The following is a 26278-nucleotide window of genomic DNA, read 5'->3' on the forward strand; positions in this document are numbered from 1 at the left end:
ACCTTCATTAGAGGGTGCTTTCTTTCATCTCGGAAGTGAAGCATAAAAGGAAATTCAGCATGCCCCCCTAAGAAAGACCACCAGTTTCCCAGTGGTCTTCAAAATATCTCGTTCAAATAATCCAACACTTTCGATACGGTCTTCTCCCCTTGCCCGATGCAGTCGGGAATACTTAATCCATCATATGAACTCCCAGCGATGAATACTCCTGGTAAAGTGGCCTCTGCTTGATCATACATACTTTGAATACGTTCTCTGTGGCCGACCGTGTATTGAGGCATGGAATTTTTATAGCGTGAGACGATCGTGAAATCAGGCGGACCATCAATTTCCATGATCTTACTCAAATCATCGAGCACGATTTGCTCGATGTGGTCATCGGACAAATCCACGATGGTTTCGTCACCGGACTTGCCAAGGTAGCAACGCAACAATGCTTTTCCTTCCGGAGCCGTGTGTGGCCATTTTTTATGAGTCCACGTTCCCGCTGTCAGGGAGTAATCGCTATTTCTTGATACCAGGAACTCTGTTCCGGCGATATCTTTTTTTATGGCCTCTTGTGAGAATCCCATTGCAACCGTCGCCACTGACGTAGCAGGCATCTCCTTTAAAAAATGCAAGAATGGGTAGGAAGGAAACATGGATTGCAATACGTGATGGGGGGTCGTGACGATGACGCTGTCGGCTTCCATTTGATCCCCGTTCGTGAAAGTGATGGTATAATCATCGCTGATCTCTTTTTCTATGTTGGTTACCTTCATGCTTTTGTATACCGTATTTGGTTCCAAACTTGCTTCCATGGCATCGATCAATGATTGTAGACCCCCGGTGAAAGTCAGGAAGTTCCCTTCTTCGTTTGATCCCCCCGCTTGTCCGCTCTTTTTGATGCCGGCTATTAAACTCCGATGTTTCTGCTCCAATTCATAGAGTTGCGGAAATGTAGACATTAAGCTTAGTTGATCGATATCCCCGGCGAATATGCCCGTTAAGAGCGGTTCGATCAAGTGGTCAACAACTTCATCCCCCATTCTTCTCCTGAAGAATTTCCCCAATGACTGATCTTCTCTTTCCTGGGAGCGTGGAAGGATAAAATCCGCCGCTGCCCTCATTTTTCCTGATAGTGAAAATAAGCTTGTTGTGATGAAAGGGGCGATTTGGGTTGGAATTCCTACAATGGATCCCCCTGGTATTGGATAGAGTTCACCACCGGCTATACAGTAGGATGTGCCTTTGCGATTTCGGACGAGCTTGTCCTCCATACCAAGTTTTTCCGCTAAACGGGAGATTTCCGTTTTGCTTGATAAACAAGAGTCGGGTCCCTTTTCAATGATATAGCCGTCCTTATTGAGAGTTTGGACCTTCCCGCCTAATCGGTGGGTGGCTTCTACCAGTTTTACTTCGATGGAAAGATGTTCTTCCTTGATTTTCTGTTGCAGATAGTAGGCCGTGGTTAAACCGGTGATCCCCCCGCCTACGACTACAATCTTTTTGTTTTGTTGTTCCAACACGTTCATCGCCTTCTTTAACAAAATATCTTCATATCCAATAATAGAGAAGGACTAAAGCGTTGAGAGTGAACCCACTCGCTTCAGTCCTTCCTGTACAGCCAAAAACGGGAAACTATTTTTTAAGGTGTTTTAACACGACATCTGCCAAGGCATCAATGAATTCCGGTTTGGCATTAGGCATTTCCGGACGATAGTAAGAAGCTCCGATATCATCTGTTACGACTTTACATTCATAATCATTGTCGTAAAGTACTTCAAGGTGATCAGCTACAAACCCTACCGGTGTATAAACAAAAGTAGTATAGCCTTTTTCCTTGTGAAGATCCCTTGTCAGATCCTGGACGTCAGGGCCGATCCATGGGTCGGGAGTGTTCCCTTCACTTTGCCAGCCTACTGCATATTCCGTGACACCGGCTCCTTCTGCGATCATCTTCGCCGTTTCCTCTAATTGCTTCGGATATGGGTCGCCGGACTGCAGAATGCGTTCAGGAAGGCTGTGTGCAGAAACAATGAGCACCGCATTATTTCGCTCTTCATCACTCATTCCTGCGAAGGTCTCCTTCACCCTGTCTACCCAGTACTGAATGAATTTAGGTTCTTCATACCAGCTTTCAATCGCTGTGATTGTTGGACCGCCAAGCTTTTCCGCCGTTTCTTTCGCACGTCCATTGTACGATTTGACGCTGAACGTTGAGAAATGAGGAGCGAGTACAATGGAAACTGCTTCTTCAATGCCATCATTATGCATTTGTTCCACTGCGTCTTCTACGAACGGTTCAATATGCTTTAACCCAAGATACATTTTAAATTCAATGTTGTCTTGAACCGTATTCAAATGTTCCTCCAGGCTTTTCGCCTGATCAAGGGTGATCTTCGCCAGTGGGGAAATCCCCCCGATCGCCTCGTACCGTCCCCGCAAGTCATCCAAAAGTTCGCTGGAAGGGACTCTTCCGTGGCGGATATGTGTATAGTAGCGTTCCAGATCTTCTTCTTTATATGGTGTACCATAGGCCATCACCAATAGGCCCATTTTCTTCTTTGACATACCATTTCACCTCATTGTCAGTTTCATACATTACATTATTGTGCCATGTTTCTTCAACAGAATCCATTTATAGACATGTGTGAATGTTCTCTACCTGGCACTGTATTCATGCACAAAGGATGCTAATCGCTTTAATGTATCTGGATTGACTTGAGGGAATACTCCGTGGCCGAGGTTGAAGATGTGGCTTAGGTCCTTCCCTTGATCCAGGATTTCTTTAGCTTTTTCTTCAATCACATCCCATGGTGCCAGCAGGATCGCAGGATCCAGATTGCCCATCACCGTTTTGGATATGCCTCTTTCTGTTGCTTCCTTAATCGGCAATCTCCAATCAAGTCCGACTACATCGATGGGGAGATCATGCCATTCATTCGCAAGGTGGCTTGCTCCGACACCAAACATGATCAATGGTACATTCTCTTCCTTCAGTTCATTGAAGATTCTTTCCATGACCGGTTTGATGAATGTGCGATAGTCCTGTACATTCAGTGCACCCACCCAGGAGTCGAATATTTGGAAGGCAGACGCCCCGGCTTTGATTTGGGCTTTACCATATGTGATGGTCATCGCTGCCAATTTATCCATTAAAGCAAACCAAGCTTGTGGTTCTGCATACATGAACGCTTTTGTTTTATTATAGTTTTTGGAAGGACCGCCTTCAATCATATAGCTTGCCATCGTAAACGGAGCACCGGCAAAGCCGATCAATGGAACCGATAATTGTTCCTGTGTCAGTAATTTGATTGTGTCCAATACATAAGGAACATCCTGTTCAGGATTGATTTCCCCAAGCTTTTCAACATCCGCAGTCGTACGGATAGGATTATCGATCACAGGGCCAATGCCTGATTTGATTTCGACATCCACTCCAATCGAAGGAAGTGGTGACATGATATCCTTATAAAGAATGGCTGCATCGACATCATATTGTTCCACAGGCAGCCTTGTCACATATGCACATAGTTCAGGCTGATGCGTGATTTCAAAAAGAGAATATTTCTCCTTGATCTTCCTGTATTCAGGCTGTGAACGACCCGCTTGTCTCATATACCAAACCGGAGTATAATCCGTTTTCTCTCCCCTTGCCGCTCGTAAAAAAGTATCATTCATCTGTTTCATACCTTTGTTCGTCCACCTTTCTATGTAACTCCATTAACCCTATTGTAAACTAATTTGAGTAGATTCTAAAATTGTCCTATATATTATTTGAACGTTCATTTTGTAACCCTTTTAAACTATAGACGTTTTAGGGAGAATTGTATAGTTATCAAGGGAAAATGTCATAAATTTGCCGATTTTTGAAGGGTGGTGAAAAAATATCCATCATTCATGTTACAAGAGAGAAAGAAAAGGGAAGAGTATAATAGAAGTGACTACTTTATTGAGGTGATTTGGATGAAGCTATATATGACAACAGGCACACATGATTTCCTACAAAAAATTATGGATCAGCATGCGGGTGAAAAAATGCTCTTAATGCAGGGCGAAGATGCACTGCTTTTACATGAAACAAGCGGAGAGAGTGTCTTTGAATCTCCTCGCAGCTATGAAATTGTTGATCAATCAGGGGAACTTGAAAGCAAAGGATACGTAGTCTTCAACAACATCCCCGTATCAGACGAAGGAAGGCCGCTTTTTGAATACCGCTTTAAAAACCGTGCCGGTTTGATTGAAGAGGTGCCGGGGTTTACCGCAATTCGGGTTCTGAGACCACTGGACAACGATACATATGTGATCATGACCCTTTGGGAGGACGAACGAAGCTTCCTTGGCTGGCAGGAATCCAAGCAATACGAGAAGGCCCATGCAAAGAGGGGCACTGAAGAAGGAATTGATAATCAAAAGGATATCTTCCCACGTGCATCTTATGTAAGTAAATACTATGTTTCGGGTCAATCCTGAAGAAAAAGCTGCCTGAATTCCGGCAGCTTTTTCTTTTATAATCTTTACAATTGCAGCGGGTGTGTACATACATAATTACAAATGATTAACAGTATACTTAATCGTATTGGTTACAGACATCCTGAATGAAAGGAGAGGAGTTCCGATGAGTGAAACATGTTTGATTTTGATTGATTTTCAAAAGGCATATAGTGATTCTTCACGGGGAAAGCGGAATAATCCCGGTATGGAAAAGAACGCTTATCAGCTTTTGCATGGTTGGAGAGAAAAGGCGTGGCCGGTTGTACACGTGCAACATTCTTCTTTCGATATGGAATCACCACTTCATTCAAGTTCAAGAGGTTTTGATTTTATAGAGTGTTTCCGGCCTGTACAAAAAGAAAAACACATCATTAAGCATGTCAATAGCGCTTTTATCGATACAGATCTGGATTTATATTTAAAACGGGAAAAATATAAATCCCTTGTCGTAATGGGGTTCACAACCAATCACGGTATATCCACTACTGTTCGAATGGCCGCAGATCTGGGATATGAAGTGACGGTCCCAAATGATGCCACTGCATGCTTTGAAACCTATTCGTTTGACGGTTCCCTATTTTCTGCTGAAATTGTTCATGGACTGTCCCTGGCAAATCTTCACCAAGAATTTGCTTCCATTTCTTCAACGGAGTGCCTGCTATCATCACGATTAAAATTAACTAAGCCGGTCATTTCTTAATATTCAAATTCGTTTTCAGCAGAATGGGCTTAGTCAAGGGGAATGATTTCATTCCTTTTGACTAAGCCCATTCTGCTTTCTGCCTTATATAAAACTTCTCTACTCTTTCCTTGAGGCTTTAAACAAGATCCCGTTTCGATTCGCATAAATGGCTGCCTGGGTACGGTCCGTGACTCCAAGCTTACTCAAAATATTACTTACATGGGTCTTGACGGTCTTGATTCCGATAAATAACTCTTCTGAAATTTCCTGATTCGTCATGCCCTCACTCAAACATTTCAAAACATCCATTTCCCTTGTCGTCAACTCTTCATGAGCCTTTCTTACCTGCGGACGGAATCGGTTCATCATCTTATCGGCAACTTTGGATGCTATGACCGATTCACCCTTAACCGCTTTATAAACTGCCCCGGTTACTTCTTCTGCACTTGCCGTCTTCAATAAGTAACTATGAGCACCTGCTTCGATGGCAGGAAACACCTTTTCATCGTCATAGTAGCTTGTAAGGATGATAATTTTACAGTGAGGATGAAAGGATAGGATCTTCCTTGTGGCTTCGATGCCATTCCCATTCTCCATTAATAAATCCATTAATATGACGTCGGGCATATACAGCTTGGCAAGCTGAGCTGCTTCATTTCCACTTTTCGCTTCTCCAAGCAAGTCAATTCGATCTTCTGTCAGCAAATATGTTTTCATACCCAGCCGTACCATCTCGTGATCATCAACAATCATCACTTTAATCTTTTCCAAGTGTCTTCCCCCTTTGAATTAAACCGGGATGCGGAGATTAATATACGTTCCCTCTTTTTCTTTGGAGCGAATCTGAAATAATCCTCCTATTTCTTCCGCCCGCTCTCTCATCGTTTGAAGTCCGTAAGAGGTCATCTTGTTTTCCTTTAGATCAAACCCCTTACCGTTATCACTGATATATAAGGTGACATAGCCACCTTTCTTCTCCGTCACGATCTTTACTCTTGTTGCTTCAGAGTGACGAAGGATATTTGAAAGACTCTCCTGGATGATCCTGAACATATGTGTTTCAGTCCCTTTCGATAAGTCCTCCATTCCATCCAGGGTGGCATCGATCTCAATTTGCGTTTTTTCCTTCAGTTCTCTGATTAAGATGGTTAACGCTTCCCGAAGACTTTCACCCTTTAAATCAATCGGTCGAAGATGAAGAAGAAGGGCTCTCATCTCACCTTGTGCCTTCCCTGCAATATCGGCTACTTGTCTCACGATGATTTCAACCTTTTTATAATCTTTCCCGATGCATTTTTGCGCCGCTGAAGAAAGCATATTCAGGGCAAATAACTGCTGGCTGACAGAATCATGCAAGTCCCTGGCAAGCCTCTGCCTCTCCTCCATGACCGCAGCCTGGTGAGCCTGATCGGCAAGCTCTGACTTTTCATCTGCCAGCCGCTGAAGTGATTTGACCTGCTCTTGAATGAATACCGCAAGCTGATTCAATTCGTCCGATAAAATCCCCAACTCGTCATGATCATACCGGTCCACCCTTGCAGAGAACTTACCACTTCGGAGTAAGGTGACAAAGGTGGAGATATCATCGATTCTGACCTTGAATGTATACCCTGTACGAAAACCGAAATAAATGCTTAATAGTAATAAAATGATGGCCAGCCAAGTGGTCAAATAAATGGAAAGTTTAAGAGAGATACTGGGGTCCTCTGAAAGATAAAGATAGACTTGCAAAACGATAAAAAAAAGTAGAATGGCCATGACAGCCATCATCAAAAAGCTCTTGAAAATCCAATTTCGGATATTTGAGGTTTTATTCAATCTCATTCCCCCTCGCAACCTTTATATCCGGGTAATCCGGATCGAACCGATTTTTACATCAACAGTCAGCTTGATTTTTTTGCTTGCCTCGACATATCCGGGGGATCGATAATACAGTTCAGAACGAATATCGGCAGATTTCTGTTCAAACAACTTCACATCACCCACCTGCACCTTCAAAGTGATTTCCACAGGGACATTTTCCGGTATGATCATCTTCACATCGCCAATCCATCCCTTGATATCAATAGGCGTTTCCCCTTCAGGAATGAAGGCTTTACTGAAATCAAAATAGTAATCTCCTATGGCGTTGTATAGCTTCATATTTTCCAGTGGCCAGTTCGGTTCTGAAAAACGGATATCCCCGACGATAAACCCTCTATTTATCTTATTTTTCTTCTGGAGGATCTTTTGATTTAACGGCTGTCCCTCACGAGCCGGTTCAACTGACTTATTAAAAGGATAATCACTGCTTATACTCACTTGAATCGGTTTATTCCTCACAATCCGATGAATCGCAATAGCAATAATGATAACCGGCCATAACTTCCACCAGTTCACGTAATCGAAAACCAGCACATCGTATCTATCCAGCAGGATCAGCACCCCAAGTGCCAGGCTGAAAAGGCCGAATAGTAATTTGCCAAAGCTTTTTTTCAAAAAGCTGTCTACTGACCACTTCAAACCCAACAGCAATAACAAAATAGGAATAATATTGACAAATATCTGCGTTATTTCCAAGGAAATGACACCTATATTCAGTAATAATAGCCACAATCCTATCACCATCAGCAAAAATGAGAAAAACCATTGCTTTCTTCCTTTGTATCTCATACGAACACCACCTTCACATCACTTATAACTTTCGCTATTGAACTTGCCTATTCCTGTTACATCTTCCATTATAGATTGATTTTCATGATTGTTTGAGGAGCAGCGGAATGATTCAGCCTCAGTCCAGAGGCTGAAAAAATGTATGTTTCCTGTATCACACCTTATCTGCATTTTCATAATCTATAGTACAGATCAGGGCATATGCCCAAGGTTTGAGGAACAAATGTTGAGGAGGTTTTTCTAATGGGGATTGATTTGACTGCTCTTCATTGGATTTATTTAGTTTTCATAGGGTTGATCATCCTATTTATGGTTTTCAGAAAAGACACAACCATCGTATGTATTCTCGGGATCTTCAGTATCGCTTTGGTTGCCACGGGATCGATCAGTGGGTCAATCAGTAGTATATTTAATAGCTTTATCTTTGCCATCACTGAATTACTCTCAACCATTCTCGTCATTTCCATCATCGTTGCCATGAGTAAAGGACTGACGTCGACAGGGATTAATGATGTCATGATCCGACCGTTCACTAAGTTCATCCGCACCCCTGCTCTTGCGTACTGGACAATAGGTCTTGTAATGATGTTCATTTCGTGGTTTTTCTGGCCATCCCCCGCAGTGGCTCTATTGGGAGCCGTGTTGGTACCCGTTGCCTTACGGGTCGGATTACCGGCCCTCGGCATCGCCATGGCCATGAACCTTTTCGGTCACGGAATCGCCCTTTCAGGTGACTTTGTCATCCAGGCTGCCCCAAAGTTGACGGCGGACGCTGCAGGTATTCCTGTTTCTGAAGTTATTTCGGCAAGTATTCCCCTCATCATCGTCATGGGAGTCGTCACGACCGTTACTGCATTCATCTTCCTTAAGCGAGATATGAAAAAAGGGATCCTCACAATCGATTCCAATTCCCTTGCAGCCATCGGTCCAGAGCAGGATTCTTCACATGATCTTTTATCATCCCGTTGGAAAAAAGCCATCGCGATCCTCATCCCCATTTTATTCGCTGCTGATATTACGGCAATGGTTCTATTCGATCTGCAAGGCGGGGATGCAACCGCACTTATCGGGGGAACCTCCATCATCATACTCTTATTGATTTCTTTGGCCGCCTATAAAGGAAAAGGATTAGAGAAAACGACCAGTTTCATGATTGACGGGTTTCAGTTCGGATTTAAAGTATTCGGTCCGGTCATACCGATTGCCGCTTTCTTCTATTTAGGGGACTCAGGGTTCCAAACGATCATCGGGGATTTCCTTCCGTCAACATCACATGGAATCGTCAATGATCTTGGTGCATCCCTTGCTGCTGCCGTTCCACTTTCCAAGGCGGTGGGAGCGATTACCCTTACGACGGTCGGTGCCATCACGGGACTTGATGGATCAGGCTTCTCAGGTATTTCTCTTGCCGGTTCCGTCGCCAATTTATTCGCTGAAAGCATCGGTTCCGGCATTGCTACCCTAACGGCCCTTGGTCAGGTGGCAGCCATCTGGGTCGGGGGCGGGACTCTCGTACCATGGGCACTCATTCCGGCAGCAGCTATCTGTGGAGTCGACCCATTCGAACTTGCCAGGCGGAATCTGCTCCCCGTCGTCATCGGACTGATCGCAACTACCATCGTTGCGATGTTTTTAATCTAAAGATAGAGGGACGGACCTTACCTCGGAAGGTCCGTCCCTCTTATTTTGCAGGGCGCTTTTCATATAAGAAAATACATAGCACGAAAAATGAATAACCCAGAAGGAAACCGGCAGCTACATCAGTAGGATAGTGAGCCTGTTCCGCTACCCGGCTGAATCCTGTCAACAGGGAAAGGATGACGGCCAAAGTGAAAATCATTACTTTGATTCCCAGGGACGAAATCTCTTTACTGATGAAATAAGCGATGACCAGCAGAAAGACAAGTCCCACCATGGCGTGACCACTGGGAAAGCTGAATCCTTCTTCTCCATGGGAAAATGGTGGCCTTTCACGCTCCATCAAACCTTTGATGGCTTTATTCAGGACGTTACTTCCCGCTACCAGTACCACGACAGTAATGATTCCTGCATAATCCTTTTTAATCCACCAAAGAAACAGAATCAGGACGATTGTGGCAATTCCGATGACCAGTTCGGTCCCTATCACTGAAAATAGTTCTAAAACATTCAAGTCACCCATGTTTGTCAGAAGATAATCTTCTCCGAACACCTCCAAGTCATGATAAACAAAATGGGCTATGGTCATAAAAAGTACAAATGAAATGATTGCCGTAATGGATAAGATTTTATTCATCGGATCCCTCCTTGAATTTCACTTAACCCCTCTTCCCGGGAACTTTTAGTGTTATAATATTCGTAATATTCACCAAACATTAGGAGGTTGGGGACTTGCTGAATGAATTATATCAGAAATTAGAAGATCGTTGGATAGAAATGGTTAAAATTAGAAGATTTCTTCATCAACACCCGGAATTATCCTTCCAGGAAAAAAATACGGCAAAGTATATTGCGGATTACTACAAAAAAATCGGGGTCCCCGTTCAAGAACAAGTCGGCGGCAATGGTGTGGTAGCGAGAGTGGAAGGTGCTCTCCCCGGTAAGACCGTGGCTCTCCGTGCAGACTTTGACGCCCTTCCCATACAGGATGAGAAGGAAGTGGAATATCGTTCTACCGTTCCGGGCGTCATGCACGCCTGTGGTCATGACGGCCATACCGCTACACTTCTGGTACTAGGGAAAACCCTTCATGAAATGCGCGACTCCATTCCAGGAACAGTCGTTCTTATTCATCAGCACGCTGAAGAATACGCACCGGGGGGAGCTAAGTCCATGATTGAAGCGGGATGCCTTGAAGGTGTGGATGTGATCTTCGGCACCCATTTATGGGCAACCGAACCGCTTGGAAAGGTCCTTCACCGAACTGGTCCGATCATGGCCGCTGCGGACCGCTTTGAAATTGTCATCAAAGGATCAGGAGGTCACGGGGCACAGCCTCACAAAACGAAGGATTCCATCGTGATCGGGGCTCAAGTTGTTGCAGAACTCCAACAAATCGTCAGCAGAAGAGTAAACCCGATTGATCCAGCCGTCGTGACCATCGGGTCCTTTATAGCTGATAATGCGTTTAACGTAATAGCCGATTCAGCTAAATTGATTGGAACGGTACGGACCTTCAACCCGGAAGTCAGGGACTTTATTGAAGAAGAAATCGAACAGATCCTGAAAGGCGCCTGCCTTTCAGGCCGCTGTGATTATGAATATGTATATGAGCGGGGTTATCCGGCCGTTGTCAATCACCCTGAAGAGACAAATCTATTCATTCAAAGTGCAGATACTGTAGATGAAGTGCATACGGTGGAAGAAATTGAAATGCAAATGGGCGGTGAGGATTTCGCCTTATATTTAGAACATGTAAAGGGTACTTTCTTCTTCACGGGAGCAAAGCCCGACAATGTGGAAACAGCCTTCCCACACCACCACCCCAAGTTCGATCTTAACGAAAAAGCACTTCTCATTGCAGCAAAATCATTGGCCGGTGCAACACTTCACTACCAGGATAAACATTCCGTTTCCGAAGCCGTTCCGAAATAACACAAAGAAGGATTGGACGCTCGCATCCGATCCTTCTTTTTTAATAAAAGCGATGATTTTTTTCAATTTTACTGACCACCAACACCCACCAGATCAAGAGGGGCTGAAACAATAGTCTGACCCAAAGCAGCAGTTGATTGGCATCTTCCTGTCCCGGGGCCGGAATTCCTTTAATGGCCGCGTAGATATTTGCAGGAAATACAAGCACTAAATATATCGCTGTGATGATCCCTGTTTTTTCACGAGTCTTCGGAATCAACAGCAGGACTGACAGAATGAATTCAATGATTCCCGTAATATAAACAAGCTCTTCCCTTAAAGGAATAAACGCAGGGACCATTTTCGCAAATCCTTGAGCTTCAATAAAATGAAAGAATCCTGCCAGAAAGAAGAAGAAGGAGAATAAAATAAGCCCGACTATCTTCCATGCTTTTTTCCGTTTATTCATCTATTCCACACCTCACTAAACACATTTACCCTACCTTTATCACTATACATGAAGTCATTGCGGAAAGAAAAAGATGGGTTTGTCATCACAATGACACTGACAAAAAGAAGACCGATCATGACGATCGACCTTCATACGGTACTATTCTAATGCATTAAAGCAGCGAATCCGATAAGCGAATTTTGCCACTTCACCAAGCTGATCCAAAAGCTGATAATTCGCATAGGCACCCACAACAGCCCCGACTCCCGGAATGAGCTGGAGCATCTTCACCAAATCGATGTAATCCCGATATTCCTGTTGAAAGGTTTTCCAGTCAAGTTCCTTCAGCTTTTCTTTTTCATCCTCCCAATTCTCAATGATGTGCAGGACCTTCTTCTTATGGGTATCGCTTGAGAATGCAAGTTGAAAAACATATAGAAGAAATAGACGTTCCTCATATTGTTTGGGATCATAACCATGGATCAGGGAGCATTCACTCAAAAATTTCATCTTAATAGACAGGAGCAATGGAAAATCCGCAAGACCAAGGAAGACCCCCCCGGCACCGGTTCCCGCCCCTTCGATGGTGGCAGCTTTCCGGTAAAATTCCATTCGTTCCTTCATCACGACTTCCCGTTCCTGCAGCGCTGAGCTACGGGGAATCTTCTGAAGAGACACCCATTCGCTTCCCTTCAGAGTGACCTCCACCATTTTCTTGATGCTTTCCGTGACAACTTTATGCGCTTTCTCAGGTATCCACTCATTCACTTTCGTTTGGGCCTGTTTGGAAACCCTCTGAAAAATGGATGACTTCCTGGTGTATCTTCGTTTCCACTGCTCAAGCTCTTCTCTCTCATGGTTCACTTTAGAACCACCATCCTTTTTCGTCAGCCTTTACTCATATTATGTTCATCTTACCTGTTTCATTAAAAAAGGGTTTCTTCCATCTTCTTCAATCTTTGCCCCAGGTAGAACTGACTGAAAAAAATGGAAAAGGATAAGCCTGCGAACAGCGTGATCAATCCCGGCAGCCACTCTCCCCTTACAAAAAGGGGCAGGGAAAACACAAGTGCCTGAATCATCATCGACTGGCTCATGATTTTCTGAAAAGATAATGTTTTCAATTCTCTTGAAACGGGGTAAATGAGCACCCAGATCTTATAGTCAAAACGCTTGAATAATGGAATCATCTGAAAAGCAGTCAAATAAAGAAAGACCATAGCCGTCAGGATACTGAAGACGAAAGAAGAATTTGAATAGATCAGCAACACACCGATCAGGGTCAAACGTATATACAGACCTGAATATTCACTTGTCCTCACAAGCGAGCGAAGATATAAATAGCGATAGGTTGATGCTTGTGAGAAAGGCGCCTTCACAAGCCAGTCGAGCCATTTTCTCCGATGTACTTTCCCTTTCAGCTTTGGAACATCCGTGAACATATTGGCGATGCGATAAAAGAACAGCATGCGCTGCTCTTCAAGATTGATCAATAAATCCCATTTAAGGTTCTTACCCTTTGTTGCTTGTTGAAAATAAAATGCATAGCCGAGCATCAAGACAGCCACGACGATTGTCATCCAAAGGGAAGCTCCCGATAAAACAAGGAACACAAGAGCCCCACTCAACAGAAAACGTGCCAGGTTGTCCGTCAGGTGAACTTCCCTCTCCTGAAACCTTAACATGAACCAGCGAACATAAAGATTCCATATTTTTATGACCAATACTAAGGCAAGTAACGGAAAGAAGCTTCTGAAACTGTTTCCGGATACAGCTACATACATAGGCATAAGGGCAGCCAGGACAAGCAGTTGAATGTAGGATTGGAACAAGAAGCTGATCCAGATACATTTCCTGAAATATCTGGATAGACGTTCTTCTAAAGGAAGAAGAAATACAGCATCCGCTTCCCGGAGGAAGGTGTAAACAGGACTCCATGCCAATAAGAGACCAAGTATGACTGCCATGATAAGAGGAGCCGGGAATGTTGGCTCGAGTGTCTTCACCCACTGATTATACGTAAACGCCGCGCCTCCCAATGCGAAGATCAGGACGAATAATAAATGATCGTTGAACATGTACTTCAAATACTTTTGAAGTTCCTGGTTATACTCCACAATCCTCTTTTTCCAGATGCCCTCCACGTTATTCATCATGGGATTCTTCCTTTGTCAGCTGAATATATATATCATCTAAGGTGGCTTCAGGCATAGTAAACTCCCTGCGAAGCTCTTCGAGAGTCCCTTTAGCCCGGATTTCCCCTTCATGAAGGATGATGAATGAATCGCAATATCTCTCGGCAGTGGCTAATATGTGGGTAGACATCAGGATGCCTGCCCCATTTTGTTTCATCTCCTGCATCCAAACAAGTAAGGACTGGATCCCGAGTGGGTCCAATCCGACAAACGGTTCGTCTATGATGTACAGACTGGGCTGGATAAGAAAGGCACACATGATCATCACTTTTTGTTTCATCCCTTTAGAAAAATGGGCAGGAAACCAGCTCATCTTCTTCTCCATGCGAAACGCTTTCAACAATTTGTCGATTCTTCCCTTATATTCCGCATCTGATAACCCGTAGGCCATGGCCGTAAGCTTCAGGTGCTCCTCCAGGGTTAGTTCATCATATAAAATCGGTGTTTCCGGTATGTATGAAAATTGTTTGCGGTATTGATCGGCATCCTTTTTCAACGTATGGCCATTGATGGAGACTTCACCTTGCTTTGCCTCCATCAGACCGATGATATGCTTGATGGTCGTACTCTTACCTGCCCCATTCAATCCGATTAACCCGACAATTTCATTCGATTGTATGGAAAAGGAGATATCCTTCAATACCGGCTTCCTTGTATAACCGCCGACAAGATTCTTGATTTCTAATAGTGACACGAGCAGCAACGTCCTTTCTCTTCAACGTATTATTTCTATTTTACCAAAATTTTAGGGTGAAGGCATGTTTTGAATATGGATCTTTTTCCCCTAGAGGCTGGAATGATGAATAATCAAATTATTAATTAGGATCACTTGCTACACCGCTATTGATTTCCGTGCAAGACTTCGCTTTCCTCGGGGCGGAAGGTAAGCCTCCTCACAGCTTTCGCTCCTGCGGGGTCTTACCAATTCCGCTTTTCCCGCAGGAGTCTTCGTCTTGCACTCCAATCAATAGCTAGATCCTGCTGTAACTGAATATGCTTTAGGAATAATTGCAAAAGGCCCGTTTTTCCAGGGATTTGTTATTCATACACAAACTATAGTTTTTGAATTCGGTCGTTTGGGAGTCTTAGCAGAATGGGTCATTACTGCAACTAAAAGGATAAGAGTGGTGTATGCATTGGTGTAGCAATCTCACCATTCCATTATTTTAGTGAAACACTTACACTTGGATAGTTGATTGGAGCGGAAGGTGCTCGACTCCTGCGGGAAACGCGGGAAAGTTGAGACCCCACAGGGCAAAGCCCGAGGAGGCTCAACTCACGCCCCGCGGAAAGCGAGCACCTGCAGCGGAAATCAACCAGCTCTCACTTCTTTAACAAATTTCACGACAAAGGCTTGAATAACCACCCTTCCATATTTTAGTATTCATAACCATCATGCTTTCTGCACAACATATTATCAGAAGGGGCCAGCAATAAGAAAAAGGGGATGGTTGTTAAAGACCAGCTAACCGATTTCACTATTGTTTGCGACTTGAAGGATTCGTCGTCTTCTTTAGTGAATGACACACTCACCCAATTCATTTCATCAAAAATTTGATAAATGAGGTGTTTGTTAAAGCACATTTTGACTGAATCAACTTACTTTAGTAGCTTACCTTAGCTTATTAGATAAGGGGATGGTCATTTTGCACAGAGTCATTCATGTTTCTAACGATTTACACATATCATCCTTATAGCAAATGAGGTGTTTGTCCAAGACGGCTAACAGTTTCTATTGTCTGAATGCTTAACTAGCAAAAAGATAAGGGGATGGTCGCATTGAACAATGTTCATTCTACCCAAGAATGGTACCACTACAGTAGCTACTAGCGAATGAGGTGTTTATCAAAGAGTATGAAGCCTGACATTTAAACCTTTAGAGTTTTACCCCTTCTAAGAAGAGAGGCAGGAAAATCGTTCCTGTCTCTTCTTCATTTATTCTCACTTTAATGGTAAAATACTTACACCATTACTGAAAGGTGGAAATGAGCATGAGTGACTGTATTTTTTGTAAAATCATCGATGGAGAGATCCCGGCAATGAAAGTGTACGAAGATGACCATGTCCTTGCATTTCTCGACATCAGCCAAGTGACGAAAGGTCATACACTCCTTATTCCGAAAGTACATAAAGAAAACGTCTACGAGCTGACCCCTGATGTGGCAAGTCACCTCTTCTCTGTTGCACCAAAGATCGCAAACAGCATCAAAGCTGAGTTTAACCCTGTGGGAATGAACCTTTTAAGCAATGCAGGTGAAGAAGCAGGGCAATCCGTCTTCCATTTCCATATGCACTTCATACCACGCTACGGCAATGGAGATGGTTTCGGAGCTGTATGGAAAACCCACAACGACGACTACAGCCACGAAGATTTAAAAACAATCGCCGATTCTATCGCCCGGCATCTGTCATAGAATTGAAAGCCCCGCCCTTTGTGAGTGAAGCGGCCGGGCTTTTTTCAGACATTTTCATCTTTGACACGGAGTATCTATATGTTATAATGTACCTATCTTTTCGCTGATGGCAACAGTGCACATTAGGAGAAGCAGAATACAAAGTATAGCTTAGTTGAGGAGAGATGAGAAATGAATACAAAAACACTTGTATCCCTGTCATTATTAGTAGGGATCGGAGCGGTATTGCACACAGTGATCCCGGGCATATTCCTAGGGATGAAACCGGACATGATGCTGACGATGATGTTCTTGGGAATCATTTTGTTTCCCGCAAAGAAAAACGTCTTGCTATTAGGTTTACTGACAGGAGTCATTTCAGGATTGACAACACAATTCCCTGGTGGTTTCTTACCAAACCTGATCGATAAACCAGTCACGGCATTCGTCTTTTACGGATTATTCCTGGCAACAAAGAAAATCACTCGTTCACTGGTAGGCGCTTCTGTTCTAACCGCAATCGGTACCCTCGTATCAGGAAGCGTATTCCTGCTTTCTGCATATGTGATCGTTGGCCTGCCTGGAGCTTTCTTCGCTCTATTCGCAGCAGTCGTCCTTCCGGCAACACTTGTGAACGCCGGCGCAATGTTCGTTGTGTATCCGATCATCAACGGTATTTTAAAACGTTCAACCATTCGAGAAGCTGTCACAACAGAACGGCTTTCCTAAACGAAATAATAAAAATACCCTCCATGAGTTGTGATCCTTCACATAATGGGGGGCTTTTTTTATTAACTGACTGCAAACCAAAGCAGTATCCCTAAAAGAAACGTGATCAATCCACCTGAACCCAATATGGTCGCACGCTTTTTTAATATATTTTTAGGAGGATACATTCCAGGTCTTTGAATACTAATGAAGTTATATACCATACTTAGAAATAAAACAGTACTGAGAGCAAAGAATCCAAAGATTATTCCATCCATTCTGTAAGAACCTCCCCCTTTTCCCCACCTCTTATCTTATTTTTATGCGTTTAAAGAGAAAGATATGAACCGACTTGTTTCAATCTGTTCTAAAAGGGAAAAGGAGAATACAATCTGATTGTAGAAATATAGTATTATAGAAATAGAAGAACGAGGTGAACATAGTGAATAAAAAATCTCTTGCCTACGGATTATTAATCGGTGGAGTGGTTGGAGGAGTCGCATCCCTGCTGACATCCCCTTCATCAGGTAAAGAAATCCGTGCACAAATCAAAGACAAGAAAGATGATTGGACAGTGGTCATCGAGGAGATGAAAGGCCACATCGGTGAATTGAAAGAGTCAATCGGCACCCTGTCGCAGGAAGGAAAGGAAACTGTCCTTCAGCTTTCCAAGGATCTTCAAGCTTCCTTCAAGCAGTGGCAGGCTTCAACCGAGCCGAACAACCAGCGCCTTCAGGAAGAAATCCAATCCATCCAACGAACCATCGAAGCGCTGGAAAAATCGATCAACTCCGCCAATACAACGAATCAATAACCCTATCCCCGTTTTGCCTTTCGCCCATTTCCGGGTTATGGCTTGCGGGGATTCTTTTTTATTTAAAACAAAATTTATTTTCACCCCGATTTTTTTCAGAATAGTGATTCCCTATACGAATCCCGTCATTACAGGGTTCAAACCCTCTAACATTTCTAATATGAAGCCGGTAAACCAACCAGAAATTATATACTTCGAAAAATTTTGTCAATTTAGCCTTTATTAATTATTACTTTATTGGCATAATAAAATATAAGCGCTTTCTTTTTTGATGATCGTTGTTTTAGTGAATCCTTTGGAACTGCTTACAACGCAACCATTTCAAGAATAGCTTATAGTAAAAAAAGATTTTCTAGCAAAGTGGGTGAATGAGATGAAGGAAAGAGAATTTACTTTGAAAGAGGCAATGCTCTTCAGTCAAAGGATGGCTCAGCTTAGTAAAGCTTTGTGGAAGGCCATAGAAAAGGACTGGCAGCAATGGATCAAGCCATACGACTTAAATATCAATGAACATCATATTCTCTGGATTGCGTATCATTTAAAGGGTGCTTCCATATCGGACGTGGCCAAATTCGGTGTTATGCATGTTTCAACGGCATTTAACTTCTCGAAGAAATTAGAGGAACGTGAACTTCTTGAGTTTTCCAAACGGGAGAATGATAAGCGGAATACGTATATTCAACTGACGGCCAAGGGGGAGAATATCCTTCTCGATCTAATGAAGAACTATCAGCCGGAAAGTCATTCTATCTTCAAGGGAGTGGCTCCATTACGGGAATTGTATGGGAAGTTCCCTGAAATGATCGAAATGATGACCGTCGTTCGTAATATTTATGGAAATGATTTTATGGAAATATTCGAAAAGTCATTTCACAATATTGAAAATGATTTTTCTGATGATAATGGAAAGCTCGGTGAACTGTTTGAAGATGAGGAAGAACTTGCCTGATCTATAAGCTCTTCTGTAATTGTTTCATCAAAGCTGGATAAATATTCTGAACCAGGCAACTATTCACGACTTCATGCACCTTCAGCTTTGCATGAAGCTCTTCTTCAAATTCTTTAAAAAGCGGAGTATTGTATACGAATTCTTCCGCTTTTTGTTTTTCAAGTTTCATGCTCAATCTATCACAAGTATGAAAGAACTCCTTCACTTCCTTCTCTGACAATCCATTTTTAATGATCAGACGATAAAAAGGAAACCCATTTTCAGGGCACATTTCAGCCATCAACCTCTGATGGTATTCAAGTTTTTCTATTCGCTTCATTAGTTCGTGCATCTTTATCACCCGCTATTTACCTCATACTCTTATTGTACAGAAACTATAACATACCTGTCGCCCAAAACTCCCTCCAAAAAATAAGAAAAATACTTCTAAAATGTATTGATTTTTTCCGGCAATCGTAATAAAGTATGTAAAGCACTTATTTAACCACTATTCGTCTAATGGAGGCGATTTTTTTATGCATTGCTGGAAAACAATCAACCTGGAAAAACAATTTGGATTTTACCGAGTCTTTTTACTTTCATCCATCATCATGATGATGGTATTCTCATTAATATACGTACCAATCAACTTACTATTTCCGAGTGCTTTTTACGATAAGCATTTCCTGGGATTCTTCGTGGGACTGATCAGTATTTATCCATTGCATAAATTTTTTCACATCGTGCCCATCTTGCCTTTCGTGAGAAAAATAAAATGCAAATGCAACCGAAAAATGCTTTTTTTGCCGATACTTTCATTGCGGGTGGATCAGCCAATTTCAAAATACCGTTATTTGGTCGCCCTTGTGGCTCCATTCTTTGTACTGAACAGTATTTTATTATACGGGTGCTTCCATTTCCCACATTATTCGCATTACTTTACTATGCTCCTTGCATTTCATTCAGGGATCTGTGCCATTGATTTCATTTATGCGAAACAGTTGATGGACTCACCAAAGAATGCATTAATCGAAGAAAATGATGATGGATATGAAATATTGATTTATCAGTAAGGATGATGGATGGCCATTGATGCATACACTCGATGGATGAAATCATCCTTCTCATATTTTCGGGATGATTCGCTGCTTTCATTTAACTGTTCTTCATACCGGAAGGGCATCATATACGAAAAAAGCTTCATTTACATGAACGTAGGCAACACTCTTGCTACCAATTAGGGAAATAATTTGGTAATGTATAGTCTATAGGAGATAACGGGGAGGGGTTTGGATGATCTCCATGTTTTTAGTATTTGCTGTCTTCATCTTATTTTATATAAATAAAATGACCAACGCATTATGTTTACAAAAAGAAATACCTGAAGAACGCCAACCTAAGGTATTTAGGACCATCAATATCCTAATCACCATACTGCTGGTTTCTTCTTACATAGAGATACTATTTACATAGAACATGAAATGCGAGAAAAAAGCAGATCCTTATAAACCGGATCTGCTTTTTAATCTATTTATATTAGCAAACGTATGCTGCACCAATGATGATTAACAAAATGAATAAAACTACGATTAACGCGAAACCTCCGCCGTACCCGCCGCAAGCACCTGACATATGCGCTTCCTCCTTTCATGTATGAAAAGCATAAACATATGAATATGAAGCAAAAGGGGCCAGCCTTTCTTAAGGTATTGCCCCCTCTTACAGTCTTTATCCGGTGAACCTAAACCCTGAGGCTAAATTATAGCCATGCTGCACCCACAATGATTAACAGGATGAACAGTACTACGATTAACGCGAAACCTCCGCCGTATGCGTGACCCATAACTTTCCACCTCCTTTGAAGCGCTACTTTATCTTATTCAAGTTAGCTGCCTTTTGTTTTAGGCTAATGTCATAAATTTATTTTTTTAGTAAATATATGCGGCACCAACGATGATTAATAAGATGAACAGCACTACGATTAACGCGAATCCGGAATTGTATCCACAGCTCATATTTATTACCTCCTTTTCTCTCTTCGCTCTTATCATATGAAAGTACCTAGGAAATGGGTGTGTAAAATGCCCATTTTTCTGAAGATTAGTTTGGAAAATATTTTTTAAAATGGAAGAAGTGTGTTATAGTATGTTTTGTAGATTTTGACAAGCCATCAAACGAAATTATTGTAGGAGTTGGTCACCATGAAAAAATGGATCATTTCAGTATCATTGGCTGCGGGAGTCGTAGGACTTGCAGGATGCAGCGGTGACGGTGCTGAAGGAAACAATGACGTTGTTGCAACAACAAAAGCCGGAGATGTAACAAAAGATGAACTTTACAAATCAATGAAACAAAAATTCACTCCACAAATGGAACAGGCCCTTCAGGAACTGGTGTATACAAAAGTCCTCGAAGAAAAGTATGATGTGTCAAAAGAGGAAGTTGATGAAAAGCTGAATGAAGCGAAGGATCAATTAGGGCCTCAATTTGATAGTTTCTTACAACAATATAACCTGGACGAAAAGTCGTTCAAACAATATTTGAAGCTTCAATTACTTCAAGAAAAAGCTGCGATTTCCGACGTGAAAGTAACGGATAAAGAAGTCAAAGAGTACTACGAGAAATGGAAGCCAGAAATTAAAGTTCGCCATATCCTTGTAGAAGATGAAAAAACAGCGAAAGAAGTCAAACAAAAATTGGCTGATGGAGCGAAATTTGAAGATATCGCCAAGGAGTACTCTACAGATCCCGGTTCTGCTGAAAACGGCGGAAGCTTAGGATGGGTAGACTACGCTGGGCGTCAAAACTTTGTCCCAGAATTCTCTAAGGCACTGGACACTCTGGAAAAAGGCAAAGTAAGTGAGCCGATTAAAACAGAATATGGATATCACATCATCGAAGTGACTGATAAAAAAGAAAAGAAATCCTTTGACGAAATGAAAAAGGAAATCGAAAAAGAATTGAAGCTTTCTAAAGTGGATCCTCAGAAAATCCAGGAAGCGATGAAAGCTGAAATCGAAAAAGCTGATCTGAACATCAAAGATAAAGATCTGAAAAAATCATTCGATCAAGTATTGAATCCTCCTGCAGCACCTGAAGGCGGAGCTCCGGCAACGGAAAAACAGGAATAATCAAAAAGGACTGACGGCTATCGTAAGCCATCAGTCCTTTTTTATGTTTGATCAAGACGTCAGTTGACGCCTTTTCTCTTTTTCCTCTTCCATTCGATGAATAAAGACTTCTCCTTCTTTCTCAATCCACTCATCTTCAATCGTCTTTTCTTCCTTCGCCGATTTGATCGTCATAAAGGCACTCCCGAAAATTCCTGCTACAACCAGGTACATCCAAATAGGCAGGGTCATTTGCTTCATCTCCTTATAGGTTTGTCCTCTTTTATTTACACTATATGAGGCCCTGGAAGAAAACATGACCGTAAGATAAAAATAAGAATCCGGCAATGGACCGGATTCTTGGAATCTTTATTTATGAAAGGTTGGTTTATAGAATGAACGGTTGTCGAGTGCGAATACTCTCTCCGTATACTCTCCCGGCTTCACCCGTTCAAGTGCCCGGTCTAGCATATTCATTTTTGCGTCAACATTATCGATGTAGTGAAGGATCTCTGCTTCCCGGATGAGTGGTGGCTTAGGACTTCCCCACTCGGCTTTTCCGTGATGACTCAGCACGAGATGCTGAAGAATCATGACCTCTTCGCCTTCGATTCCCAGTTCATCCGCTGCTTTCCCGATTTCATTCACCATGATCGAAATGTGCCCAATCAAATTCCCTTCAATCGTGTATGTTGTCGAAGTAGGACCCGACAGCTCGATGACTTTCCCTAAATCGTGAAGGATAACCCCGGCATAGAGAAGGTCCGAATCCAGGGAAGGATACAGTCCGGCAATGGCTTTCGAAAGATCCAGCATCGAGACCACATGATAGGCAAGGCCTGATACGAATTCATGATGATTCTTCGTAGCTGCCGGATACTCAAGGAAAGGTTTTTGATACTTCTTAATCAGGTGCCTGGTGATGCGCTGGATGTTCGGGTTCCTCATTTCAAAGATATACTGTGTAATCTTGCTTGTCATCTCATCTATGCTCACCGGCGCCGTTTCAAGGAAGTCTGAAATGGCAAAGCCATCCGCCGGGGAAGCTGGCCGGATCTGTTTGATTTTAAGCTGATTTTTACCACGGTAACTGTGTATATCACCGACAACCCTGACGATCGTTTCAGGTTGGTATGCCTTCTCATCCTGCTCAGAAGCATCCCAGAGCTTCGCTTCCATGTCTCCGCTCTTATCCTGCAGAATCAGCGTGAGAAACGGTTTTCCTGTATTGGTGGTACCTTTGGTCATTTGCTTGATTAATAATGGCAAGTCGATCGTCTCACCTACGCTGAAATGTGTAATACCTGACATCTCTTCTCCTCCGTTCCACTATAAAAGTAGTTTCAGTATATCATATTTTTGTACTCAGGTAGTCCGGATCGGCTCCTTCCTCTTTAACACAATCACCTCTTCATCCGTGAACGATTGTTTGATATGGGGGTGGCAGGTAAAGAATAACACTTGATGATCCCTTGCCACTTTCCTTAGGAGCGAAAGAAATGCCTTTGTTCTGGTTAGGTCAAAGTTGACTACCCCATCATCAATCAGAACAGGCAAAGGATATTTGTCACCGATTGATTGAATGAGGGCAAAGCGGATCGATATAAACAGCTGCTCTTTCGTACCTTGACTGAGTTCGATTGCATGAAAAGTGGTTCCATCCATCCTCCCAACTTTGATCATTTCATCATCCAGTAAGAAAATGCGTTGATAATGTCCTTCTGTCAATTCCCTGAAGTTTTCTTCTGCAAGCTCTATGACTTTCGGCATTTTGGTTTTCTGATATAGTTCCATTGTTTTCCTTAACGAGTCCCTCGCTAATGTATATGTAGTCCATTCAAAGGCAAGCTCCCCAAGCTCGGCTTTTTTGCTTTGGAATTCTTGAAGGATGGCCGAATGGCTCTTGCCTTCTTCTAACGTTTTGATTTCATACGAAAGGGAGGCGAGCTCTTTTTGATGAGCCGACAACTCTTTTGACAACTCATCTATGGATTGTAAGACCCGGGTCGACTCCTTCCTGCTTTCTTCCAGCGATTGAAAATCAAGAAACACATCAAGGGTTTTTTGGGTCAATCTTGTTTTCATCCCCCTATATTGAGACCAGAGTTCACTTCGTTCCTGAACCTTCTGAGCCTTTTCCCGGAATTCCATTTCCCCCGTGCAACCAGCTACATGAATAAGGTCATGTATATCATGGCGAATTTTCCCAACTTCTATGGAATGTTTTTCGATATCCAAAGATAAAGGCTCTAATTCTGCAGCAATATTTTCAACTACCAGCTGACGTTTCTCCAGATCCTGCAGCATCCTTTTCAATTGAAGCAGCGCTTCGTCCACTGTCGTGAACAAGAGGGCATGCCGGTGGAACCAATCACGGCATTCTTCAGTGAATGCTTTCACTTTCTCCTCTGAATAAGCTTCTTCATCGGATAAATGAGTATATGTTTCATAAGAATAGACTAATTCTTTCATCTTGGCATATGCATCACGCAGCCACTTCCAATGAAAATCGGCAGGTAAGTATAATTCCCTTTTCAGACGTTCTATCCTTCCCTCTCCCTGTACGATTGCTTTCTCAAGCTTTTCCTTCCTCTCATGAAGCTTCTGTATCTTCAGCTCCTGCTCTTCTAACGATAGGACCCGCTGCTTCCACTCGTTGCGAAATTCCATTTGTTCCAAAAGTCTTTGTTCTGCTATATCCAGAGTCTCGGTTTTATCCGGTTGGATATCTTTGGCTCTTTCCTTGAGTTTTTGGAGGGTGAAGGTTTCTTTCCTGACATTCTTCCTCGATTGAAAGATGGTTCCACCGACAGTCATCAGAAACAGCAAGCTCATACCTGCCATGATCCAATTGCCGGAGAACATACCCCATAAACCGAATCCCATTACAATCAGGAATGCTCCCCCACTGATAAGCATCTGATACGAATAGGAAGCTTTTTTTCGGTTATAGTTTTCCTCGGCCTCCTTCAGTTGGAGGTTTACCCATTCCATCTGTTCCCTCGTAGAATGCTTTCCGGTAAGAGCTTTGACCTTCCGCTGTAATTCTTGATATCCATCCTCTTCCATTAATCGTTCTTCTAAGTTTTCGCATTTTTTTTCAATGGCCTGAAGTTCTTCCATTTCCTCTTCCTGAAGCTTATCCAAGCTTTCCCGTTCATGAAGGAGTTTGGTCTGATGGTCCAAAGTCTGCTGGATGTTTTCAGACATCACCAGACTTGTGTTCAATGACGGGATATTTTCCATTTCAATCTGCAGCCCTAATTCCCTGATTGTGTCGCTGATTTTACTTTGGACCATTCTCAATTCTCTGCTTCGTTCCCCGCTCTCTTCTTTCCATTTCAAGTAAGAGGATTGCTGGGACAATAGTTTCTCCATATAGGGAATGTCTTCTCTTAATGTAAGATCCAGATCTTTTGATTCCAACTTTTCATGTAGATTCTTTTGTTTACTTTGCAGGGTATCTAGATAGGCTGACGTTTGTCTTTCTTCGATTTTCAGCTCATTCATTTGTTCTAATCCGTTTGGAGGGAAGTCAAGGTCATTCAGCTGGGAGAGGCGCTTTTCCACATCATAGAAATGGACAAGGGTATCCCAATTTTCATTTACGGAAACAAGATTTTCCCTCTTATCAGAAAGAAGCTCCTTTTCCTTCTCCATGACTGATATTTCTGATTCCAGAGATCTACGTCTCGCTAGGAGCGGCAGGTACTGATCGTTTTTCTCTTTTCCTTCCTTTATTTGTTTTTCTAGATCTTTTAGTTCGGAAAGCACTACATTGATCTTCGGTTTTCTACCTGACTTTTTAAACAGCAGTTCTCTTTCTTTCTGCCAGTCCTGCGAAAGCTTCAATAGAAGGTCCGTCCCTGTAGAACCCGCTGTGAATAAATACCGGTTCAGTTCCTCTTTTTTGAGTCGCTGGATGTTTTGAAGACCATCCAGGTTGAATGAGAAGATGTTTTGATAAGTGGACCGGTCCATTTTGCCCAATAATTGTTGGAGGGTTTCTTCCCCCTCTACTCTTCCATCTTCAAATTGGACGGTTACGTCTCCTGCAGCCTTCCCTCTGATCCGTTCGATGCTCACAATCCCTTGATCATCCATTTGGCAAAGGATTTTCCCACCATACTCGGTCGATGATTTCGGGACGTACCTCAACAAAGATTGCTGTTTCGTTGGAAATCCGAATAGAATACTATGAATGAAGGACATGATCGTCGATTTACCCGCTTCATTTTCTCCATAGAATAATTGAAGATCCCTAAGTGTATAATGCTTGTTCTCAAGCTTCCCATATCCGTATATATGGAGTTCCAT

The 26278-nt window shown here is 42.6% G+C and carries 30 protein-coding genes; 11 read left to right on the forward strand and 19 right to left on the reverse strand.

Annotated features, from left to right (window positions below):
* Nucleotides 1-98: 98 nt before the first annotated feature.
* From hemY to hemE, 3 genes are all read right to left on the reverse strand, one after another.
* On the reverse strand, nucleotides 99-1505 hold the full coding sequence (gene hemY / locus ACSQ2E_RS15755) for a protoporphyrinogen oxidase (RefSeq protein ID WP_435994581.1): 1407 nt from the start codon (nucleotides 1503-1505) through the stop codon (nucleotides 99-101).
* A gap of 115 nt (nucleotides 1506-1620) precedes the next feature.
* On the reverse strand, nucleotides 1621-2553 hold the full coding sequence (gene hemH, locus ACSQ2E_RS15760; protein WP_435992026.1) for a ferrochelatase: 933 nt from the start codon (nucleotides 2551-2553) through the stop codon (nucleotides 1621-1623).
* 90 nt (nucleotides 2554-2643) lie between these two features.
* Nucleotides 2644-3672, reverse strand: a complete 1029-nt coding sequence (hemE, locus tag ACSQ2E_RS15765; RefSeq protein WP_435992028.1) for a uroporphyrinogen decarboxylase — start codon at nucleotides 3670-3672, stop codon at nucleotides 2644-2646.
* Nucleotides 3673-3948: 276 nt separating this feature from the next.
* Between hemE and ACSQ2E_RS15770 the strand changes: the two genes are divergently transcribed.
* Nucleotides 3949-4455 carry an antibiotic biosynthesis monooxygenase family protein gene (locus ACSQ2E_RS15770; RefSeq protein ID WP_261751478.1) on the forward strand — a complete coding sequence of 169 codons (507 nt, stop codon included), beginning with the start codon at nucleotides 3949-3951 and terminating at the stop codon, nucleotides 4453-4455.
* A 145-nt stretch (nucleotides 4456-4600) separates the two neighbouring features.
* Nucleotides 4601-5176, forward strand: coding sequence for a cysteine hydrolase family protein (locus tag ACSQ2E_RS15775; RefSeq protein WP_435992031.1), 576 nt, complete (start codon nucleotides 4601-4603; stop codon nucleotides 5174-5176).
* Between the two features lie 99 nt (nucleotides 5177-5275).
* On the opposite strand, the gene ACSQ2E_RS15780 is transcribed toward ACSQ2E_RS15775, so the two are convergent.
* The 3 genes from ACSQ2E_RS15780 to liaF are packed head-to-tail and all read right to left on the reverse strand — an operon-like array spanning nucleotide 5276 to nucleotide 7810.
* Nucleotides 5276-5929, reverse strand: coding sequence for a response regulator transcription factor (locus tag ACSQ2E_RS15780; RefSeq protein WP_435992033.1), 654 nt, complete (start codon nucleotides 5927-5929; stop codon nucleotides 5276-5278).
* Nucleotides 5930-5947: 18 nt separating this feature from the next.
* On the reverse strand, nucleotides 5948-6982 hold the full coding sequence (locus ACSQ2E_RS15785; protein WP_435992035.1) for a sensor histidine kinase: 1035 nt from the start codon (nucleotides 6980-6982) through the stop codon (nucleotides 5948-5950).
* A 15-nt stretch (nucleotides 6983-6997) separates the two neighbouring features.
* Complete coding sequence (gene liaF / locus ACSQ2E_RS15790; RefSeq protein ID WP_435992037.1) at nucleotides 6998-7810, reverse strand: cell wall-active antibiotics response protein LiaF; 813 nt, start codon at nucleotides 7808-7810, stop codon at nucleotides 6998-7000.
* Nucleotides 7811-8053: 243 nt separating this feature from the next.
* Between liaF and ACSQ2E_RS15795 the strand changes: the two genes are divergently transcribed.
* Nucleotides 8054-9451, forward strand: a complete 1398-nt coding sequence (locus ACSQ2E_RS15795) for a hypothetical protein (RefSeq protein ID WP_435992039.1) — start codon at nucleotides 8054-8056, stop codon at nucleotides 9449-9451.
* Nucleotides 9452-9491: 40 nt separating this feature from the next.
* Here ACSQ2E_RS15795 and ACSQ2E_RS15800 read toward each other — a convergent pair whose 3' ends face one another.
* A complete protein-coding gene (locus tag ACSQ2E_RS15800; RefSeq protein ID WP_435992041.1) occupies nucleotides 9492-10085 on the reverse strand; it encodes a phosphatase PAP2 family protein in 594 nt (197 codons plus the stop codon).
* A 95-nt stretch (nucleotides 10086-10180) separates the two neighbouring features.
* On the opposite strand from ACSQ2E_RS15800, the gene ACSQ2E_RS15805 reads away from it, so the two are divergent.
* Nucleotides 10181-11383, forward strand: coding sequence for a M20 family metallopeptidase (locus tag ACSQ2E_RS15805; RefSeq protein WP_435992043.1), 1203 nt, complete (start codon nucleotides 10181-10183; stop codon nucleotides 11381-11383).
* Nucleotides 11384-11423: 40 nt separating this feature from the next.
* Here ACSQ2E_RS15805 and ACSQ2E_RS15810 read toward each other — a convergent pair whose 3' ends face one another.
* From ACSQ2E_RS15810 to ACSQ2E_RS15825, 4 genes are all read right to left on the reverse strand, one after another.
* Nucleotides 11424-11831: a DoxX family protein gene (locus ACSQ2E_RS15810; RefSeq protein ID WP_435992045.1), complete on the reverse strand. Its 408-nt coding sequence runs from the start codon at nucleotides 11829-11831 to the stop codon at nucleotides 11424-11426.
* Nucleotides 11832-11972: 141 nt separating this feature from the next.
* The gene (locus ACSQ2E_RS15815) at nucleotides 11973-12677 is read right to left on the reverse strand and encodes an EcsC family protein (RefSeq protein ID WP_435992047.1); all 705 of its coding nucleotides are present in this window, start codon (nucleotides 12675-12677) and stop codon (nucleotides 11973-11975) included.
* A gap of 62 nt (nucleotides 12678-12739) precedes the next feature.
* Nucleotides 12740-13969, reverse strand: coding sequence for an ABC transporter permease (locus ACSQ2E_RS15820; protein ID WP_435992049.1), 1230 nt, complete (start codon nucleotides 13967-13969; stop codon nucleotides 12740-12742).
* The gene (locus ACSQ2E_RS15825; RefSeq protein ID WP_435992051.1) at nucleotides 13959-14702 is read right to left on the reverse strand and encodes an ABC transporter ATP-binding protein; all 744 of its coding nucleotides are present in this window, start codon (nucleotides 14700-14702) and stop codon (nucleotides 13959-13961) included. The genes ACSQ2E_RS15820 and ACSQ2E_RS15825 overlap by 11 nt, the downstream gene beginning before the upstream one ends.
* Before the next feature lie 1297 nt (nucleotides 14703-15999).
* On the opposite strand from ACSQ2E_RS15825, the gene ACSQ2E_RS15830 reads away from it, so the two are divergent.
* Together ACSQ2E_RS15830 and ACSQ2E_RS15835 are read left to right on the forward strand one after the other, a co-directional pair.
* On the forward strand, nucleotides 16000-16422 hold the full coding sequence (locus tag ACSQ2E_RS15830) for an HIT family protein (RefSeq protein WP_435992053.1): 423 nt from the start codon (nucleotides 16000-16002) through the stop codon (nucleotides 16420-16422).
* A gap of 171 nt (nucleotides 16423-16593) precedes the next feature.
* Nucleotides 16594-17130 (forward strand): tryptophan transporter, encoded by a 537-nt coding sequence (locus tag ACSQ2E_RS15835; RefSeq protein WP_435992055.1) that lies wholly within the window; start codon nucleotides 16594-16596, stop codon nucleotides 17128-17130.
* A 62-nt stretch (nucleotides 17131-17192) separates the two neighbouring features.
* Here ACSQ2E_RS15835 and ACSQ2E_RS15840 read toward each other — a convergent pair whose 3' ends face one another.
* On the reverse strand, nucleotides 17193-17387 hold the full coding sequence (locus ACSQ2E_RS15840) for a hypothetical protein (protein ID WP_435992057.1): 195 nt from the start codon (nucleotides 17385-17387) through the stop codon (nucleotides 17193-17195).
* Nucleotides 17388-17551: 164 nt separating this feature from the next.
* Here ACSQ2E_RS15840 and ACSQ2E_RS15845 point away from each other — a divergent pair, with 164 nt between their 5' ends.
* Nucleotides 17552-17923 carry a YtxH domain-containing protein gene (locus ACSQ2E_RS15845; protein WP_435992059.1) on the forward strand — a complete coding sequence of 124 codons (372 nt, stop codon included), beginning with the start codon at nucleotides 17552-17554 and terminating at the stop codon, nucleotides 17921-17923.
* A 373-nt stretch (nucleotides 17924-18296) separates the two neighbouring features.
* A complete protein-coding gene (locus ACSQ2E_RS15850) occupies nucleotides 18297-18872 on the forward strand; it encodes an HTH-type transcriptional regulator Hpr (protein ID WP_435992061.1) in 576 nt (191 codons plus the stop codon).
* 1 nt (nucleotide 18873) lies between these two features.
* On the opposite strand, the gene ACSQ2E_RS15855 is transcribed toward ACSQ2E_RS15850, so the two are convergent.
* On the reverse strand, nucleotides 18874-19203 hold the full coding sequence (locus ACSQ2E_RS15855; protein ID WP_435992063.1) for a DUF1878 family protein: 330 nt from the start codon (nucleotides 19201-19203) through the stop codon (nucleotides 18874-18876).
* Nucleotides 19204-19387: 184 nt separating this feature from the next.
* On the opposite strand from ACSQ2E_RS15855, the gene ACSQ2E_RS15860 reads away from it, so the two are divergent.
* Complete coding sequence (locus tag ACSQ2E_RS15860; protein ID WP_435992064.1) at nucleotides 19388-19924, forward strand: DUF3267 domain-containing protein; 537 nt, start codon at nucleotides 19388-19390, stop codon at nucleotides 19922-19924.
* Between the two features lie 220 nt (nucleotides 19925-20144).
* A complete protein-coding gene (locus ACSQ2E_RS15865; protein WP_034763303.1) occupies nucleotides 20145-20324 on the forward strand; it encodes a hypothetical protein in 180 nt (59 codons plus the stop codon).
* Nucleotides 20325-20387: 63 nt separating this feature from the next.
* Here ACSQ2E_RS15865 and ACSQ2E_RS15870 read toward each other — a convergent pair whose 3' ends face one another.
* From ACSQ2E_RS15870 to ACSQ2E_RS15880, 3 genes are all read right to left on the reverse strand, one after another.
* Entirely contained in the window at nucleotides 20388-20483 is a 96-nt protein-coding gene (locus tag ACSQ2E_RS15870; protein ID WP_079534381.1) for a YjcZ family sporulation protein, read from the reverse strand.
* A 127-nt stretch (nucleotides 20484-20610) separates the two neighbouring features.
* On the reverse strand, nucleotides 20611-20694 hold the full coding sequence (locus ACSQ2E_RS15875) for a YjcZ family sporulation protein (RefSeq protein WP_060670486.1): 84 nt from the start codon (nucleotides 20692-20694) through the stop codon (nucleotides 20611-20613).
* Nucleotides 20695-20779: 85 nt separating this feature from the next.
* Nucleotides 20780-20866, reverse strand: coding sequence for a YjcZ family sporulation protein (locus ACSQ2E_RS15880; protein WP_034763301.1), 87 nt, complete (start codon nucleotides 20864-20866; stop codon nucleotides 20780-20782).
* A 186-nt stretch (nucleotides 20867-21052) separates the two neighbouring features.
* Here ACSQ2E_RS15880 and ACSQ2E_RS15885 point away from each other — a divergent pair, with 186 nt between their 5' ends.
* Nucleotides 21053-21982, forward strand: a complete 930-nt coding sequence (locus tag ACSQ2E_RS15885; RefSeq protein WP_435992067.1) for a peptidylprolyl isomerase — start codon at nucleotides 21053-21055, stop codon at nucleotides 21980-21982.
* Nucleotides 21983-22033: 51 nt separating this feature from the next.
* Here the strand turns inward: ACSQ2E_RS15885 and ACSQ2E_RS15890 are convergent, their stop codons facing one another.
* The 3 genes from ACSQ2E_RS15890 to ACSQ2E_RS15900 all read right to left on the reverse strand — a co-directional run bounded on the left by ACSQ2E_RS15890 (nucleotide 22034) and on the right by ACSQ2E_RS15900 (nucleotide 26278).
* A complete protein-coding gene (locus ACSQ2E_RS15890; RefSeq protein WP_435992069.1) occupies nucleotides 22034-22213 on the reverse strand; it encodes a sporulation YhaL family protein in 180 nt (59 codons plus the stop codon).
* A gap of 117 nt (nucleotides 22214-22330) precedes the next feature.
* Complete coding sequence (yhaM, locus tag ACSQ2E_RS15895; protein WP_435992071.1) at nucleotides 22331-23272, reverse strand: 3'-5' exoribonuclease YhaM; 942 nt, start codon at nucleotides 23270-23272, stop codon at nucleotides 22331-22333.
* A 54-nt stretch (nucleotides 23273-23326) separates the two neighbouring features.
* Nucleotides 23327-26278 carry an ATP-binding protein gene (locus tag ACSQ2E_RS15900; RefSeq protein WP_435994584.1) on the reverse strand — a complete coding sequence of 984 codons (2952 nt, stop codon included), beginning with the start codon at nucleotides 26276-26278 and terminating at the stop codon, nucleotides 23327-23329.

The sequence above is a fragment of the Rossellomorea sp. LjRoot5 genome (genome assembly GCF_964253455.1).
Taxonomy (GTDB): Bacteria; Bacillota; Bacilli; order Bacillales; family Bacillaceae_B; genus Rossellomorea.

Bases quoted from the DNA above. Each gene is read 5' to 3' on its own strand.
- hemH (WP_435992026.1), bottom strand. From the start codon at position 2,553: ATGTCAAAGAAGAAAATGGGCCTATTGGTGATGGCCTATGGTACACCA.
- hemE (WP_435992028.1), bottom strand. From the start codon at position 3,672: ATGAAACAGATGAATGATACTTTTTTACGAGCGGCAAGGGGAGAGAAA.
- ACSQ2E_RS15770 (WP_261751478.1), top strand. From the start codon at position 3,949: ATGAAGCTATATATGACAACAGGCACACATGATTTCCTACAAAAAATT.
- ACSQ2E_RS15775 (WP_435992031.1), top strand. From the start codon at position 4,601: ATGAGTGAAACATGTTTGATTTTGATTGATTTTCAAAAGGCATATAGT.
- ACSQ2E_RS15785 (WP_435992035.1), bottom strand. From the start codon at position 6,982: ATGAGATTGAATAAAACCTCAAATATCCGAAATTGGATTTTCAAGAGC.
- liaF (WP_435992037.1), bottom strand. From the start codon at position 7,810: ATGAGATACAAAGGAAGAAAGCAATGGTTTTTCTCATTTTTGCTGATG.
- ACSQ2E_RS15795 (WP_435992039.1), top strand. From the start codon at position 8,054: ATGGGGATTGATTTGACTGCTCTTCATTGGATTTATTTAGTTTTCATA.
- ACSQ2E_RS15800 (WP_435992041.1), bottom strand. From the start codon at position 10,085: ATGAATAAAATCTTATCCATTACGGCAATCATTTCATTTGTACTTTTT.
- ACSQ2E_RS15810 (WP_435992045.1), bottom strand. From the start codon at position 11,831: ATGAATAAACGGAAAAAAGCATGGAAGATAGTCGGGCTTATTTTATTC.
- ACSQ2E_RS15820 (WP_435992049.1), bottom strand. From the start codon at position 13,969: ATGATGAATAACGTGGAGGGCATCTGGAAAAAGAGGATTGTGGAGTAT.
- ACSQ2E_RS15830 (WP_435992053.1), top strand. From the start codon at position 16,000: ATGAGTGACTGTATTTTTTGTAAAATCATCGATGGAGAGATCCCGGCA.
- ACSQ2E_RS15835 (WP_435992055.1), top strand. From the start codon at position 16,594: ATGAATACAAAAACACTTGTATCCCTGTCATTATTAGTAGGGATCGGA.
- ACSQ2E_RS15840 (WP_435992057.1), bottom strand. From the start codon at position 17,387: ATGGATGGAATAATCTTTGGATTCTTTGCTCTCAGTACTGTTTTATTT.
- ACSQ2E_RS15850 (WP_435992061.1), top strand. From the start codon at position 18,297: ATGAAGGAAAGAGAATTTACTTTGAAAGAGGCAATGCTCTTCAGTCAA.
- ACSQ2E_RS15855 (WP_435992063.1), bottom strand. From the start codon at position 19,203: ATGCACGAACTAATGAAGCGAATAGAAAAACTTGAATACCATCAGAGG.
- ACSQ2E_RS15860 (WP_435992064.1), top strand. From the start codon at position 19,388: ATGCATTGCTGGAAAACAATCAACCTGGAAAAACAATTTGGATTTTAC.
- ACSQ2E_RS15865 (WP_034763303.1), top strand. From the start codon at position 20,145: ATGATCTCCATGTTTTTAGTATTTGCTGTCTTCATCTTATTTTATATA.
- ACSQ2E_RS15870 (WP_079534381.1), bottom strand. From the start codon at position 20,483: ATGTCAGGTGCTTGCGGCGGGTACGGCGGAGGTTTCGCGTTAATCGTA.
- ACSQ2E_RS15875 (WP_060670486.1), bottom strand. From the start codon at position 20,694: ATGGGTCACGCATACGGCGGAGGTTTCGCGTTAATCGTAGTACTGTTC.
- ACSQ2E_RS15880 (WP_034763301.1), bottom strand. From the start codon at position 20,866: ATGAGCTGTGGATACAATTCCGGATTCGCGTTAATCGTAGTGCTGTTC.
- ACSQ2E_RS15885 (WP_435992067.1), top strand. From the start codon at position 21,053: ATGAAAAAATGGATCATTTCAGTATCATTGGCTGCGGGAGTCGTAGGA.
- ACSQ2E_RS15890 (WP_435992069.1), bottom strand. From the start codon at position 22,213: ATGACCCTGCCTATTTGGATGTACCTGGTTGTAGCAGGAATTTTCGGG.
- yhaM (WP_435992071.1), bottom strand. From the start codon at position 23,272: ATGTCAGGTATTACACATTTCAGCGTAGGTGAGACGATCGACTTGCCA.
- ACSQ2E_RS15900 (WP_435994584.1), bottom strand. From the start codon at position 26,278: ATGGAACTCCATATATACGGATATGGGAAGCTTGAGAACAAGCATTAT.